Below are 14975 nucleotides of genomic sequence, written 5' to 3'. Positions count from 1 at the left end.
CATGAACCGCCTGCTGCGCCGCTCCACGCTCGCTCTCCTCGCCGCTGCCTGCCTCGTGCTCACGGGCTGTGCGGGCACAGCTGAGGACGCGTCCTCACCGTCGGGGGCCACGGATGGCGTGCGCGGAGAGCTCACGGTCTACGCCGCGGCATCCCTCGCCGGAGCCTTCGATGCGATCGGGGAGGCCTTCATGGCCGAGAACCCGGACGTGCGGTTCCGTCCGGTGTACGACGGTTCTTCGACGCTCGTCACCCAGATCCTCGAAGGTGCTCCCGCCGACGTGTTCGCTTCGGCCGACGAGGCGAACATGGACAAGGCGGCGGACGTCGTGGCTGAGCCCGCGCTGTTCGCATCCAACACCCTGGTGATCGTGGTTCCGTCCGGAAACCCGGGTGACGTCGAGGCGCTGGCGGATCTCGCCGACGTCACCACCGTGCTGTGTGCGCCGGAGGTGCCGTGCGGTGCGGCGTCCGCGACGCTGCTGTCCGCGGCCGAGGTCACGGTCGACCCGGCGAGCCTCGAGCAGAACGTGTCGGCCGTGCTCACGAAGGTCGCCGCGTCCGAAGCCGACGCCGGACTCGTGTACGCCACCGATGTGATCGGCCGCGACGACGTCGAGGTGATCGTGCCGGACGGCGCCGACGAGGTCGTCAACCACTACCCGATCGCCGTGCTCTCCGATGCTCCGAACGCCACGGCGGCCGAGGCGTTCGTGGCGTTCGTGCGGGCGGATGCGGGGCGCAGCATCCTGGCCGACTTCGGCTTCGGAGCACCATGAGCGGGGGAGGTGATCGAGGGTACGCGCCCCGTGCACTCGCCGTACCGGCCCTGGTCGGCCTGGCGTTCCTGATCCTGCCGCTGACCGCGCTCGTCGCGCGCGTGCAGTGGTCGACGTTCCTCGCGGACGTGACCTCGGAGGCCGCGCTCTCTGCGCTCACGCTCTCGCTCGGCACCGGCCTGGTGGCCACGGTGCTGTGCATCCTGATCGGCGTACCGCTCGCGCTGTGGATCGCCCGCTCCGGGCCGCGGCTGGCTGCCGTACTCCGCGCGGTCGTCACGGTTCCGCTGGTGCTGCCGCCGATGGTGGGCGGTGTCGCGCTGCTGTACCTGTTCGGACGTGCGGGCTGGCTCGGTGGGCTCGGCCTGTCCTTCAGCACGCCGGCCGTCATCCTGGCGCAGACGTTCGTCGCGCTGCCGTTCCTCGTGCTGGCCGTCGAGGGTGCGGTACGCACCTCGGGCGTGGACTACGAGCGCACGGCGGCGGCCCTCGGCGCCGGACGATGGACGATCCTGCGACGGATCACCCTGCCGTTGGCCGCGCCGGGCATCGTCGCGGGTGTCGTCCTGTGCTTCGCGAGGGCCATCGGCGAGTTCGGTGCGACGGCCCTGTTCGCCGGGAACCGGCCGGGCGTCACCCAGACCATGCCGCTCGCGATCTACACCGCGTTCAACGGGGCCGGAGTGTCGCAGGGCACGGCGGTCGCCCTCGCGCTGCTGCTGCTCGCCACGGCGATCGTCGTGCTGCTGCTCGTCCGCGGCTGGCGGCCGGGGGCGACGCGATGACCTCCTCGACGGGCCGGGCTGTCGGCGGCGGAGGCCTGCGTGCGCACGTCGTGGTCGACCGTGAGCACTTCGCCGTCGACGTCTCGGTGCAGGTCTCGGCCGGGGAGACCGTCGCCATCATGGGACCGAGCGGCGCGGGCAAGTCGACTCTGTTGCAGGCGCTCGCGGGCCTCGAGCCGTTGACCGCCGGGGAGATCGAGGTCGCGGGACGCGTGGTCGACCGCGTGGCCACACCTCGTGTGCGGACAGCTCCCATGAACCGCGGCATCGTGCTGCTCGGGCAGGAAGCGCGGCTGTTCCCCCACTTGTCCGTGCGCGAGAACGTCGCCTTCGGCCCTCGTGCCGCCGGGCAGGACGTCCGGGCGGCACGAGACTCGGCCGATGAATGGCTCGCACGTGTCGGCCTCCCGGGTGCGGGGGACCGCATGCCGCGCGAGCTCTCCGGTGGCGAGGGGCAGCGCGTCGCGGTCGCCCGAGCGCTCGCCGCGTCGCCGCGCGCCGTGCTGCTCGACGAACCGCTGGTCGCGCTCGATCCGGCGACGGCCGGCGACATCCGACAGATGCTGCGTGATCAGCTGGCGGGGATCACCACGATCGCGGTCACGCACGATGCTGCGGATGCTGTCGCCCTCGCCGATCGGCTCCTGGTGATCGAGGCGGGGCGGGTCACGCAGCACGGACCTGTCCGCGAGGTGCTGTCGGCGCCCGCTTCGGGCTTCATCGCTGCGATCGCAGGTGTCAACCGGCTGGTGGGCGTCGCCGCGGACGGGGGCTGGCGCGGGGGAGGTCTGCGTCTTGGAAGCACGGATGCCGAGTCGCTCGCGCTCGCCGCGGTCGACGGCTCACCGCTCGCCGCGGTGTTCCGTCCCGCCGCGGTGCGCATCGAGCGAGCTGACGACCCGCACGCGTGGGCCAGCCGGATCCTCCGACTCGAGCCCATCCTCACGGGAGTCCGCCTGCACACCGAGCACTGTCAGGTCGACACCTCGCTGGCGGACGCCGTCGACCTCGCGGTGGGCGACGAGGTGCACCTGCGCGTCGATCCTGCCCAGGTGCGGTTCGTCCCCGCGTCCGTCGCCTCCGTCGCTCCCGTCGCTCCCGTCGCGATATGACAGCCCCCACGCGCATATGGGCTGCCATATCGCGACGGGAACCTCAGGTGTTTCGGCCCCGAGGGGGGAAGCGGCGGGTTAGTCTCGAACGATGACGGGGAGTGGCGGAGCGCGATGACGGCCGTGCCGGTGGTGATCGGTGTGCGCCCGCCGCACGCCGGTCCGACGGCGCAGAGCCCTGGCCACTCTGCCGTCGAAGCAGGTCTCGTCGACACGCACGGCCGGGTGCACCGGGATCTGCGCATCTCGCTCACCGACCGCTGCTCGCTGCGCTGCACGTACTGCATGCCGGAGCAGGGGAACGAGTGGCTCGCCCGCACGAGCATCCTCTCCACGGATGAGATCGTCGAGGTCGCCGAGGTGGCCGCCGCTCTCGGCATCCGCACGTTCCGCCTCACCGGTGGCGAACCGCTCCTGAGGGCCGACATCGTCGAGGTCGTGCGACGCGTCTCCCGCATCGAAGGCGAGGACGGACCCGTCGAGGTCGCCATGACGACCAACGGCATCAGCCTCGCCCAGAAACTCCCGGCGCTGATCGAGGCCGGACTCACGCGCCTCAACATCAGCATCGACACGGTGAACCGTCAGCGCTTCGCCGACCTGACCCGCCGTGACCGCCTCGACGACGTATTCGAGGGCATCGCGGCGGCTGCGGCCTCGGAGCTCCGTCCGCTCAAGCTCAACGCGGTCGCGATGCGCGGCGTCAACGACGACGAGCTGGTCGACCTCGTGGAGTTCGCGATGGGTGTGGGCGCGCAGCTGCGCTTCATCGAACAGATGCCGCTCGACGCCGGACACACCTGGGACCGGGCATCCATGGTCACGCGCGAGGAGATCCTCGCGTCGCTGGGGGAGCGCTGGCATCTCGATCCGGTCGAAGGGCGTGGGGGAGCACCTGCAGAGAAGTGGCGGATCGACGGCGGACCGCACGAGGTCGGGGTGATCGCCTCGGTCACCGCCCCGTTCTGCGGTGCGTGCGACCGTCTGCGCCTGACCGCCGACGGTCAGCTGCGCAACTGCCTCTTCTCGAACGTCGAGTACGACCTCATCGAGGTGCTGCGCGGGGAGTCGGCCTCTGCGCCGGGTGACCGCTCCGCCGGGATCGCCGAGATGCTGCGCTCCTGTGTGCACGGCAAGCTCCCGGGGCACGCGATCAACGACCCCTCATTCCTGCAACCGGCGCGCGGCATGAACGCGATCGGCGGCTGAGTCGACGTATCGACGGAACGGGGGCTGAACGGATGTGGGAGCAGATCGGGCAGGGGCGTGCCGGGTATCGGTTGACCATCCGGGCGACTCGGGTCTCCCTGCGCCAGCTCGTCGCGATCATCGTCGGCTGCGTGCTCGTGGGCGGGGCTGCTGCCACGGCGGCGTTGATTGCGATCTCCGTCGAGACCGACTCCATGCTCGGCCGCTCCGACGTCGTCCTGGTCGCCGGTGGCTTGGCTGTCGTCATCGTGCTCGCCCTCTTGTGGATCTTCGCCTGGCAGAGGAAGCGTTACGTCGTCGAGTGGGATGACCGGGGGATCCGGATCATCGGTGCTGGGGCGGAGCGAGCGCTCCCTTGGGCCTCCATCGCTCGTGTGCTGATCCGCCTCGACACGGACTACGCCCGTGTCGAGGTGAGAAGCAGGGATGGGGGGTCTGTGACGCTCTTGGCCGGCTTCGGCTCCCAGGACGTGAAGAAGGCCAACGCGATCGACCCGATTCCCGGCGAGGTCGTCGGCCTGCTGAATCGCCATCTTTCTGCGGCCCCACCTCCCCCGCGGAACGCGCTCGGCCTGCACGTCTTCCTGGGCGCGCAACAGACTGTCCCGTGACCGCGGCAGTCGACAACGACCAGGCACCTTTTCGTATACACAAATAGGACATTTTCGTATACGCTATTCGCATGAGCGAGCACCTGCTGAATGGAAAGCCCGTCCCGGACGAGCAGATTCAGGCGTGGGCCGACGAGGCCGAGGCCGGGTACGACCTGTCGAAACTCCCGAAGCCGCGTCGAGGTCGACCGACCGTGGGCGATGGCCCCGGCGCGGTGATCCCCGTGCGGCTCGATGCGTCCACGATCGCGGCCCTGACAGCGCGCGCTGAGGCGGAGGGCATCGCCACGCGTTCGGAGGCGATTCGCGCCGCAGTGCGCGAGTGGGCACACGTTGCCTGACCTGCACCGATCGGCCCGCAAACACTACCGGCGCGACCAGCTCGACGACTCTTCCGTGCTCTATGCGGTCGAGCACGTCCTGCAGTCGCGCCCGCTCGACGATGAAGACGACCCGCGCCGTTGGCTCATGATCGCCGCCGACCCTGCTGGCCGCCTCCTGGAGCTCGTGGTGTTGATCTACGACGACGGTTACGAGCTGATCATTCACGCGATGAAAGCCCGGGCGCAGTACCTCGACGAGCTGTAGGGCGATTCGCGTCCGCCTCAGTCCAAGAACTCCCGGGCCGCGGCCGACAGGGCGGTCACGCCGACCTCGATCGTCGGGTGGATCTCGGGCGCGAAGAACGGCGAGTGGTTCGTCGGGATGTCCTGCTCGAGTCGACCCGCGGCGACCGCCTCGGCGAACCGCGCGGGGTCGACGCCGCCCCAGAACCAGAACACGAGCGGCACGCCGGCGTCGCGCGCGAACCAGGACACGTCCTCGCTGCCGGTGAACATGCCGGGGTCGATGACGGACGCCTCGCCGAGGGCCCGCTGGATCGCGGTCGTGACGCGGGCCGTGGCATCCTCATCGTTGATCGTGGCGGGCAGGGTGTGGTCGGTGCGGATCTCCGGCTCACGCTCGGCCCCGGATGCGGTGGCTTCGGCCCGCACGATGCGCTCCACGCTCGCGAGCACCTTCTCGCGTGCTTCCTCGTTCGGGTAGCGCAGGCTGAGCTCGAGCTTCGCCTCGGCCGGGATGATGTTGTTCTTGAGCCCGGCATGGATCGAGCCGACGGTCACGACCGCGACGCCCTGCGGATCGATCTCGCGCGAGGCGATGGTCTGCAGGCGCATCACGGTGGCCGCAGCCATCACCACCGGGTCGATCGTGGCGTGCGGGCGCGAGCCGTGTCCGCCGCGGCCATGCAAGGTCACCGTGAGCCCGTCGGAGGCGGCCATCTGCGTCCCGCTGCGCACCCCGACGATGCCCGCGGGGAGTGGGGTCACGTGCTGGCCGAGCACGATGTCGGGACGGGGGTAGCGGTCCAGGATGCCGTCGTCGAGCATGGCGCGCGCCCCGGCCCCGTACTCCTCGGCGGGCTGGATCAGTACGACGAGGGTTCCCGACCAGTCGGAGCGCTCCGCGACGAGCCTCTCCACGGCGCCGATCATGGCGGTGACGTGCATGTCGTGGCCACAGGCGTGCATGACGGGGACGGTGGTGCCCGCGGGGTCGACGCCCTTCGCGGTACTCGCATACGAGAGGCCGGTCTGCTCCTCGACCGGGAGCGCGTCCATGTCGGCGCGCACCCACACGACGGGGCCGTCGCCGTTGCGGAGAAGGCCCACGACCCCGGTGACCCCGACGCCCTCCTCCACCTCGAGGCCGAGATCGCGCAGATGCCGGGCGGCGATGCCCGCGGTGCGTGTCTCCTGGAACGAGAGCTCGGGGTGCTGGTGCAGGTCGATGTAGAGCGCTTCGAGGTCGATCGTCATGGCCCGAGCCTAGTCGGGCGTGTCGGGGCCGTCAGCCGTCCGTGTCGTGCGCGTAGGTCTCCAGCTCCGGCCCGGGATGCAGTACGGCGTTGACGATGGCGCGGATCGCGAACTCGCTCGTCTCGCCGAGCTCCACGACCTCCGGATGCAGGAGCCACTGCAACTGCAGGCCGTCCATCACGGCCAGGATCGCGGCGGCCGCGTCGGCGATGCGGCGCGGATCGCTCACGCCCTCCTGGGCGCACAGCTCGTGGAAGGCGTCCGTCACCTCGCGGCGAAGCGTCGTGTAGCGCTCTTCGAAGAACGGGCGCGACGGATGGTCGTCGGTCACGGATTCCGCGGAGAGCACCGTGTACGCCTGCACGATGCCGGGGCGCTTCGCATTCGTGAACGCGGTGCGCACGAGGTGCAGGAACAGCTCCGGTCCGCCGGGGATGTGCTTCTGCGCGAGCCCCGCCACGTCGTCCTGATCGCGGTAGGCGAGCACCTCGAGCAGCAGCTTCTGCTTCGACCCGAAGTGGTGGAGCACGCCGGCGTGCGTGATGCCGACCTGTTCCGCGACGTCGGCCAGTGTGCCGTTCGTCGATCCCTTGTTCCCGAAGATCTCGATGGCCGCCTTGAGGATCTGCTCGCGTTTCGCGAGCGTCGCCGGGCGCACGCGCACCGTCTGGTCGCTGTCTGCCATCGCCGTTCCTCCATTGCCGAGCCGTGCTTGCGATCCAACTTACTACTCGGTAACCTCACTGAAACTTACTTTCTCGACAGTAAGCGAATCACACCAGACCGGCGCAGCAGCCTCCGCCGGTGCCGCAGCACAAAGACCGTGCCCAAGGAGAAGCAATGAAGCTCAGGAAATCTCTGATCGCGGCGACCGCGATCACCGCCCTCGGTATCTCGGCCCTCGCCGGATGCTCCGCAGGAGGAGGGGGCGACGAGTCCGGCAGCGGTGCCGGTTCCGCCTCGCTCACGATCGCGAAGCCCGACGGCGCGATCACCACCGAATCGAACAACCCCTACGTCGGCGACTCCTCCGCCTCGAAGTACGGCTACGGCAAGGTGATCTTCGAGACCCTCGCCCTCGTAAACCAGACCGGCGACCGCGGGGTCACCCCGTGGCTCGCCGAGAGCATCGAGTGGAACGACGACTACACGCAGCTCACGGTCGTTCCCCGCGCCGACGTCACCTGGAGCGACGGCGAGCCCTTCACTGCCGACGACATCGTCTACTCCTACGAGCTCGCCTCCACCCCCGCCCTCGACACCGCGGGCCTCCAGCTCGACAGCGCTGCCGTCGACGGCGACAAGGTCGTGCTGACCTTCGCCGCGTCGAAGTACGTCAACCAGGCCCGCGCCCTGCACGTGCCGATCGTGCCGAAGCACATCTGGGAGAACCTCGACGACCCGGCCACCGACCCCGTCAAGGGCGACGACCTGGTGGGTACCGGACCCTACGTCCTCTCGAACTGGTCGACCGAGTCGGTCACCCTCGACGCCCGCGACGACTACTGGGGTGGCGAGCTCTCGGTGCCCGAGCTGCACTACGTCTCCTACGGCGACAACACGGCGCTGACCACCGCTCTCGCCAACGGCGACGCCGACTGGGCGCAGGCGTTCATCCCGCAGATCGAGGAGCAGTTCCTGTCGGTCGACCCCGAGCACAACAAGTTCTGGGCGGCTCCCACCACCGGTTCGGCGACGCTGTTCATGAACCTGCAGCAGAAGCCGTTCGACGACCCGGCCTTCCGCCAGGCGCTCGCCTGGGTGATCGACCGTGATGCCTACGTCGACATCGCCCGCGAGGGTGCCAGCGAGGCCGTGTGGTCGGTCACCGGCCTCTCGTCGATCCTCGAAGACGAGATCCAGCCCGAATTCGCGGACGTGGACTACTCGGTCGATGCAGAGAAGGCCCGCGACCTGCTCGAGACCGCCGGCTACACGTGGAAGGACGACGCGCTGATCGACCCCGACGGCGCCCCCGTGTCGTTCACGCTGTCGGTCCCCTCGGGTTGGAGCGACTGGAACACCGCGCAGGAGCTCATCGCCGAAGACGTGACCGAGGCCATCGGCGCCGAGGTCAAGATCGACATGCCCGACTGGGGCGGCTGGGCCGATCCTCGCGACAACGGCACGTTCTCCGCGATCATCCACTGGCTCGAGGACAGCGGGACCGCCTACGGCCTCTACACCTCGACGATGGACCCGCGCTGGATCTCGGACGGCAAGGCCGGCTTCAACTTCGGTCGCTTCGACGACCCGGAGGCGACGGCTGCCCTGAACTCCTACGCGAACGCGTCGTCGGATGAGGAGCGCACCGCGGCACTCGACACGTTGCAGACGATCTTCGCTGAGCAGGTGCCGGCCATCCCGCTGGGGGCGCACCCGCTGCTGGGCGAGTTCAACACCCGCAACTACGTCGGATGGCCCTCGGAGGAGGACCCGTATGCGTCGGCCGACCCGACGCAGCAGAACATCGTGCAGATCCTCACGAAGCTGAAGCCCGCCGAGTAAGCACCGGGTGGGGAGCCCGGGTGAACGACCCCGGGCTCCCCTTCTCCGCCGACGAAAGACATCACCATGCCAGACCCTCTCCTCAGCGTGCGCGACTTCTCGGTCGTGTACGACGTCGATCCGCCCGTCGAGGCGGTGAAGAACGTGAACCTCGAACTGCAGCGCGGCGAGATCCTCGGTCTCGCCGGTGAGAGCGGGTGCGGCAAGACCACGCTCGCCTACGGAGTCCAGCGCCTGTTGCGTGCGCCGGCCGTGATCACCGGCGGCAGTGTGACCTTCCACGATGCGACCGGCGTCGACATCGACATCGACGCGCTCGACGTGGACGCGATGCAGCGGTTCCGTTGGGACAAGGTCTCGATGGTGTTCCAGGGCGCGATGAACGCCCTGAACCCGGTCGCGACGATCGGCTCGCAGCTGGAAGACGTCTTCGAGATCCATCGCCCCGACATGAACCGCCGGCAGCGGCATGCCGAGGCCGAGGAACTGCTCGAGATCGTCAAGGTCGGGCGCCAGCGCATCCGCTCCTTCCCCCATGAGCTCTCCGGCGGCATGCGCCAGCGCGTCATGATCGCGATGGCCCTCGCGCTGCGCCCGCAGCTGATGGTCATGGACGAGCCGACCACCGCCCTCGATGTGCTGGTGCAGCGCGAGATCCTCACGCAGATCTCGCAGCTGCGGCACGAGTTCGGCTTCTCGGTGATCTTCATCACCCACGACCTCCCCCTCCTCCTGGAGATCAGCGACCGGATCGCGATCATGCGGGAGGGCGAGATCATCGAGCTCGCCACCGCCGAGCGCATCTGGACGCGGCCCGAGCACGACTACACGAAGACACTGCTGTCGTCGTTCCCCCGGCTGACCGGGGAGAGAGGGGTGCTGGTGCGATGACCACCCTCGAATTCCGGAACATCACGAAGACGTACAACGTCCGCGGTGCCGGCCAGCTCAAAGCGCTCGACGATGTGAGCTTCACGCTGACCTCCGGGCAGACGATCGGCCTGGTCGGTCAGTCCGGCAGCGGCAAGTCCACGATCGCGAAGATCCTCACCCAGCTCGAGACCCCGACCAGTGGACAGGTGCTGCTCGATGGTGTGCCGATCCCGCGCCGCGGCAAGGGGCTGCGGAAGTACCGGCAGCAGTTGCGCATGGTGTTCCAGGACCCGTTCGCCTCCCTCAACCCGTACCACTCGATCCGTTACCACCTGGAGCGGCCGATCCGCCTCGATGACGTGGTGCCCAAGGGGGAGACCGAGGCCGAGGTGCGCCGTCTGCTCAACAGGGTCCGGCTCGACCCGGACACCGTGATCGACCGGCGTCCGCACGAGCTCTCCGGCGGACAGCGACAGCGGGTGGCCATCGCCCGTGCCCTCGCGTCTCGCCCTTCGCTCCTCGTCGCCGACGAGCCCGTGTCGATGCTCGACGTCTCGATCCGCCTCGGTGTGCTGAACCTGCTCGCCGACCTGCAACGTGAGGAGGGGCTCGGCGTGCTCTACATCACCCATGACCTCGCCACCGCCCGTCACTTCAGCGACGAGATCATGGTCCTCAATCAGGGCCGGGTCGTGGAGTACGGCGCCGCTGACGAGGTGATCCTCAACCCGCAGGATCCGTACACGCGGGAGCTGCGCGCCGCGTCGCCCGACCCGGACAAGCACTTCGCGACCTCGATGGGAGGTGCGCTGTGAGCGCCGCTCTCCCCCGGCTCGACGACGAGCTCGCGTCCCGCGACGCTCTCGAGGTCGGCACCACGGCGACCGTCGCGGAACGCGGACGCCGGAAGATCCCGTGGCGCTTCTTCGCCGGGCGTGCCGGTTTCTACCTGTTCACGCTCTGGGCGGCCATCACGATCAACTTCTTCCTGCCGCGCCTCATGAAGGGCGACGCGGTCAGCTCCTACCTCGCGCGCAACCGCAGCGTGAGCCCGGAGGCCGAGGAAGCACTACGCATCCTGCTCGGCATCGACACCGACAAGTCGATCTGGCAGCAGTACATCGAGTACTGGGGGATGCTGCTGCGCGGCGACCTCGGCATCTCGACGCTGCACGGGCTGCGGCCGGTCGCCGAGGTGCTCGCGTCGGCACTGCCGTGGACGCTCGGCCTGGTCGGCATCGCGACGATCATCTCCTTCACGATCGGCACGATCGCCGGTGCCGTCGTCGGATGGAAGCGCGGCAGCAGGCTCGACGCGATCATCCCCGTGACGACCTTCTTCAACACGATCCCCTACTTCTGGCTCGGGCTCATCGCGATCGCGATCTTCTCGTCGACCCTGAAGTGGTTCCCCTCCTCGCACGCCTACGACAAGGGGCAATCCCCGGAGTGGAGCTTCGACTTCATCGGTCAGGTCATCATGCACGGCACACTGCCCGCCCTGACGATCGTGGTCGCCTCGCTCGGCGGATGGGTGCTCGGCATGCGCAACATGATGCTGACGGTGCTCGACGATGACTACATCACGGTGGCCCAGGCCAAGGGCATGCCCAACAAGCGCGTGCTGTGGGGCTATGCCGCCCGCAACGCGGTGCTGCCGCAGATCCAGAGCTTCGCGCTGTCGATCGGCTTCATCGTCGGCGGCACGATCGTGATGGAGATGGTCTTCAGCTATCCGGGCGTGGGCAAGCTCCTGCTCGATGCGACCAACGCCAAGGACTTCGCCCTCATGCAGGGCGTGTTCCTCGTGATCACCCTGTCGGTGCTCGTGGCCAACATCCTCGCGGATGTCGTCTACGCCTACCTCGATCCGCGCACCCGCCAGATGGAGTCCTGACATGACCGTTCCCACCACCACCGAGAGCACCGCACCCGACGGGTCGGCCGTCGTCTCCGGCATGCCCGAGACCGCCACGCTGCGCACGCGGCCGGCCGCCGCGCCACCGCGCAAGACCTTCTGGTCGCAGCTGGGTCAGGCGTTCGCGATGTTCCGCAACCCCAAGTCGATCGCCGGGCTGATCATCCTCGGTGTGTTCGTGCTCGTCGCGATCCTCGCTCCGTGGATCGCCCCGTACGGACCGACCCAGAAGGATCGCACGGCGCTCCGGCAGCCCCCCTCGTGGGAGCACTGGCTGGGGACGACGCACATGGGCGAGGACGTGCTGAGCCAGATCATCTACGGCACGCGCGGCGTCATCGTCGTCGGCTTCCTCGCAGCCTTCATCGCCACGATCATCGCGATCACGATCGGGGTGATCGCCGGCTATGTGCGCGGCTGGAAGAGTGAATCGCTGTCGGCGCTGACCAACGTGTTCCTGGTGATCCCGGGTATCCCGCTCATCATCATCATCGCCTCGCAGTTCGACAACCCGCCGCTGATCGTGATCGCCGCCGTGCTCGGCATCACGGGCTGGGCATGGGGTGCGCGCGTGCTCCGTGCCCAGACGATGTCGCTGCGCAACCGTGACTTCATCCAGGCCGCCCGTGCCAACGGCGAGCCTCTGCGCCGGATCATCACGGTCGAGATGCTGCCCAACCTCATGGCCCTGATCGCTTCGAGCTTCGTCGGTACCGTGACCGCCGCGATCCTCGGTCTCACCACGCTGGCCTTCATCGGGGTGATCCCGGTGAGCAACCTGAACTGGGGGACCATCCTGTTCTGGGCCCAGCAGAACGGCGCCTTCCCGCGCCTGTGGTGGTGGTACGTGCCGGCCGGACTCTGCATCGCCATCATCGGCGTCGCCCTCTCGCTCATCAACTTCGGCATCGACGAGTACGTCAACCCGCGCCTGCGGTCGGCGGGTGAGCGGGCCAGAGCCATGAAGAAGAAGGGGCTGAACGTGAACGACGCCGTCACGGCCGTCCGCAGCGTGCCCCTGCCGCAGAAGAACTCCGATCCCTCGCCGACTTCGACCCGGAACACCCCGTGATGACCTCTCAGACTCTGACCACCCAGCTCCCGTACCAGGACCCGGCGCTCTCGATCCCCGAACGTGTGGCCGACCTCCTCGGCCGTATGACGCTCGAGGAGAAGGTCGGGCAGATGCTGCAGCTCGACGCCCGCGACGACCTCGACGATCACGTCGCACGCCGCCACGCGGGCTCGATCCTGCACACCTCGCCCGAGCGGATCCTGCGCGCGAACCAGCTCACGGCGCAGACCCGCCTCCGCATCCCGCTGCTGGTGGGCGAGGACTGCATCCACGGGCACTCGTTCTGGCCCGGGGCGACGATCTATCCCACTCAGCTCGGCATGGCGGCGACGTGGGACCCCGATCTGCTCGAACGCGTGGCCCGTGCGACGGCCGAGGAGGTCGCGATCACCGGCATCCACTGGACGTTCTCGCCGGTGCTGTGCATCGCCCGCGACCTGCGGTGGGGCCGCATCAGCGAGACCTTCGGTGAGGATCCGTTCCTGATCGGGGAACTCGCCTCCGCGATGGTGCGCGGATACCAGGGCGAGGGGCTCGACGACCCGACGGCGATCCTCGCGACGGCCAAGCACTTCGCCGGATACTCCGAGACCCAGGGCGGACGCGATGCCAGCGAGGCCGACATCTCGCGGCGCAAGCTCCGCTCCTGGTTCCTGCCGCCGTTCGAGCGCGTCGCCCGCGAGGGCTGCCGCACCTTCATGCTCGGCTACCAGACCACCGACGGGGTGCCGATCACCACCAACGACTGGCTGCTCAGCGACGTCCTGCGCGGGGAGTGGGGGTACACCGGCACCCTCATCACGGACTGGGACAACGTCGGACGGATGGTGTGGGAGCAGCGGATCCAGCCTGACATCACGCATGCGGCCGCCGCGGCCGTGCGGGCCGGAAACGACATGATCATGACCACGCCGGGGTTCTACGAAGGTGCCCTGGACGCGGTCGCTGCGGGCATGCTCCCGGAGGACGCGTTCGATGCGGCCGCCGCGCGCATCCTCACCCTCAAGTTCGAGCTCGGCCTCTTCGAGAACCCGCGCCTGCCCGGTGCGGGGCTCGACGAGGTGGTCGGCAGCGCCGCGCACGCGGAGCTGAACCTGGAGACGGCACGCCGGTCGATCGTGCTGCTCGAGAACGACGGCCTCCTGCCGCTCGACGCCGCCGCCCCGGTGCGGGTGGCCGTGGTCGGTCCTCTGGCGGACGACGCGCAGACGCAGCTCGGGGACTGGGCTGGGGGATCGGGGCAAGCCGGGTGGCTCGACGGTCAGCCCCGCGAGATGATCACGACCGTGCTCGACGGACTGCGCGCGGTCGACGGCTGGACGGTCACACACGCCCGGGGCGCGGACATCCTCACCCTGCAGGAAGACCCGCAGGGACCGTTCTTCCCCGACAAGCAGCCGCGTCCACCGGTCGTGCAGCCGTGCGCCCCGGATGCCGAGCTGATCGCCGAGGCCGTCGCCGCGGCAGCCGATGCGGACGTCGTCGTGGCCGTGGTCGGGGACCGGATCGAGCTCGTCGGCGAGGGTCGTTCCACCGCGACGCTGGAGCTCATCGGCGGGCAGAACGCCTTGATCGATGCGCTCATCGCGACGGGGAAGCCCGTCGTCGTGGTGCTGCTGGCCTCCAAGCCGCTCGTGCTCCCGGCATCCGCGTCGAAGGCTGCCGCCGTGATCTGGGCGGCGAACCCCGGCATGCAGGGCGGGCGTGCGCTCGCCGAGATCATCTCCGGCGCGGTCGAGCCGTCGGGCCGCCTGCCCATCTCGTTCGCCCGGCACGTGGGCCAGCAGCCGACGTACTACAACCAGATCCGCGGACAGCACGGCGACCGGTACGCCGACCTCACACAGTCACCGACGTGGGCGTTCGGTGAGGGACTGTCGTACACGACCGTCGAGTACTCCGACCTGGAGCTCGAGGCGACCTCGCTGGAGGAGACGGACACGATCGTCGGCCGGGTCACGGTGACGAACACGGGCACGCGGCCGGTGCGCGAGACCGTGCAGGTGTATGTGCGCGATGCCGTGACCAGCGTGAGTTGGACCGACAAGGAGCTCAAGGCCTATCGCCAGGTCGAACTCGCACCCGGGGAGTCCGCGCGCGTGCGTGTGGAGTTGCCGGTCGCCGACTGCACGATCGTGGATGCCGCGGGCACGCGTCTGGTCGAGGCCGGCGCGTTCGAGCTGTTGGTCGGCCCCAGCTCGCGCGACGACGTGCTCCTCGCCGCGGACTTCGAGGTCGTGTAGTTCCTGGTTCCTGGTTCCTGGTTCCTGGTTCCTGGTTCCTGGT

At 69.0% G+C, this 14975-nt stretch carries 15 protein-coding genes; 13 read left to right on the top strand and 2 right to left on the bottom strand.

Annotated features, from left to right (window positions below; genetic code table 11):
* Nucleotide 1: 1 nt before the first annotated feature.
* The 7 genes from modA (at nt 2) to KV397_RS15135 (ending at nt 5083) form a co-directional block, all read left to right on the top strand.
* The gene (gene modA / locus KV397_RS15165) at nt 2-778 is read left to right on the top strand and encodes a molybdate ABC transporter substrate-binding protein (RefSeq protein WP_261811624.1); all 777 of its coding nucleotides are present in this window, start codon (nt 2-4) and stop codon (nt 776-778) included.
* Nucleotides 775-1563 carry a molybdate ABC transporter permease subunit gene (gene modB, locus KV397_RS15160; RefSeq protein ID WP_047522926.1) on the top strand — a complete coding sequence of 263 codons (789 nt, stop codon included), beginning with the start codon at nt 775-777 and terminating at the stop codon, nt 1561-1563. The genes modA and modB overlap by 4 nt, the downstream gene beginning before the upstream one ends.
* Nucleotides 1560-2675, top strand: coding sequence for an ABC transporter ATP-binding protein (locus KV397_RS15155; RefSeq protein WP_261811623.1), 1116 nt, complete (start codon nt 1560-1562; stop codon nt 2673-2675). The genes modB and KV397_RS15155 overlap by 4 nt, the downstream gene beginning before the upstream one ends.
* 114 nt (nt 2676-2789) lie before the next feature.
* Nucleotides 2790-3884, top strand: a complete 1095-nt coding sequence (moaA, locus tag KV397_RS15150; RefSeq protein WP_261811622.1) for a GTP 3',8-cyclase MoaA — start codon at nt 2790-2792, stop codon at nt 3882-3884.
* A 32-nt stretch (nt 3885-3916) separates the two neighbouring features.
* A complete protein-coding gene (locus tag KV397_RS15145; protein WP_261811621.1) occupies nt 3917-4495 on the top strand; it encodes a hypothetical protein in 579 nt (192 codons plus the stop codon).
* 71 nt (nt 4496-4566) lie between these two features.
* Nucleotides 4567-4836, top strand: coding sequence for a ribbon-helix-helix domain-containing protein (locus KV397_RS15140; RefSeq protein WP_131492040.1), 270 nt, complete (start codon nt 4567-4569; stop codon nt 4834-4836).
* On the top strand, nt 4829-5083 hold the full coding sequence (locus tag KV397_RS15135; RefSeq protein WP_131492041.1) for a toxin: 255 nt from the start codon (nt 4829-4831) through the stop codon (nt 5081-5083). Before KV397_RS15140 ends, KV397_RS15135 begins: the two co-directional genes overlap by 8 nt.
* Nucleotides 5084-5100: 17 nt before the next feature.
* Here KV397_RS15135 and KV397_RS15130 read toward each other — a convergent pair whose 3' ends face one another.
* Together KV397_RS15130 and KV397_RS15125 are read right to left on the bottom strand one after the other, a co-directional pair.
* The gene (locus tag KV397_RS15130; protein WP_131492042.1) at nt 5101-6315 is read right to left on the bottom strand and encodes an amidohydrolase; all 1215 of its coding nucleotides are present in this window, start codon (nt 6313-6315) and stop codon (nt 5101-5103) included.
* A gap of 31 nt (nt 6316-6346) precedes the next feature.
* Nucleotides 6347-7000: a TetR/AcrR family transcriptional regulator gene (locus KV397_RS15125; protein WP_131492043.1), complete on the bottom strand. Its 654-nt coding sequence runs from the start codon at nt 6998-7000 to the stop codon at nt 6347-6349.
* Nucleotides 7001-7155: 155 nt separating this feature from the next.
* Between KV397_RS15125 and KV397_RS15120 the strand changes: the two genes are divergently transcribed.
* From KV397_RS15120 to KV397_RS15095, 6 genes are all read left to right on the top strand, one after another.
* Entirely contained in the window at nt 7156-8823 is a 1668-nt protein-coding gene (locus tag KV397_RS15120; protein WP_261811620.1) for an ABC transporter substrate-binding protein, read from the top strand.
* Between the two features lie 66 nt (nt 8824-8889).
* Nucleotides 8890-9714 carry an ABC transporter ATP-binding protein gene (locus tag KV397_RS15115; protein WP_131492045.1) on the top strand — a complete coding sequence of 275 codons (825 nt, stop codon included), beginning with the start codon at nt 8890-8892 and terminating at the stop codon, nt 9712-9714.
* On the top strand, nt 9711-10511 hold the full coding sequence (locus KV397_RS15110) for an ABC transporter ATP-binding protein (protein WP_153243422.1): 801 nt from the start codon (nt 9711-9713) through the stop codon (nt 10509-10511). The genes KV397_RS15115 and KV397_RS15110 overlap by 4 nt, the downstream gene beginning before the upstream one ends.
* A complete protein-coding gene (locus KV397_RS15105) occupies nt 10508-11593 on the top strand; it encodes an ABC transporter permease (protein WP_153243423.1) in 1086 nt (361 codons plus the stop codon). The genes KV397_RS15110 and KV397_RS15105 overlap by 4 nt, the downstream gene beginning before the upstream one ends.
* Nucleotide 11594: 1 nt before the next feature.
* On the top strand, nt 11595-12686 hold the full coding sequence (locus tag KV397_RS15100; protein WP_261811619.1) for an ABC transporter permease: 1092 nt from the start codon (nt 11595-11597) through the stop codon (nt 12684-12686).
* On the top strand, nt 12686-14932 hold the full coding sequence (locus tag KV397_RS15095; protein ID WP_248539538.1) for an exo-beta-d-1,3/1,6-glucosidase: 2247 nt from the start codon (nt 12686-12688) through the stop codon (nt 14930-14932). The genes KV397_RS15100 and KV397_RS15095 overlap by 1 nt, the downstream gene beginning before the upstream one ends.
* The last annotated feature ends 43 nt before the right edge of the window (nt 14933-14975 follow it).

Origin of the sequence: Microbacterium aurugineum (assembly GCF_023101205.1) — a bacterium.
Taxonomy (GTDB): domain Bacteria; phylum Actinomycetota; class Actinomycetes; order Actinomycetales; family Microbacteriaceae; genus Microbacterium; species Microbacterium aurugineum.
The sequence above is the reverse complement of the archived record's forward strand: the minus strand, read 5'-3'. Positions and strand labels throughout refer to the sequence as shown.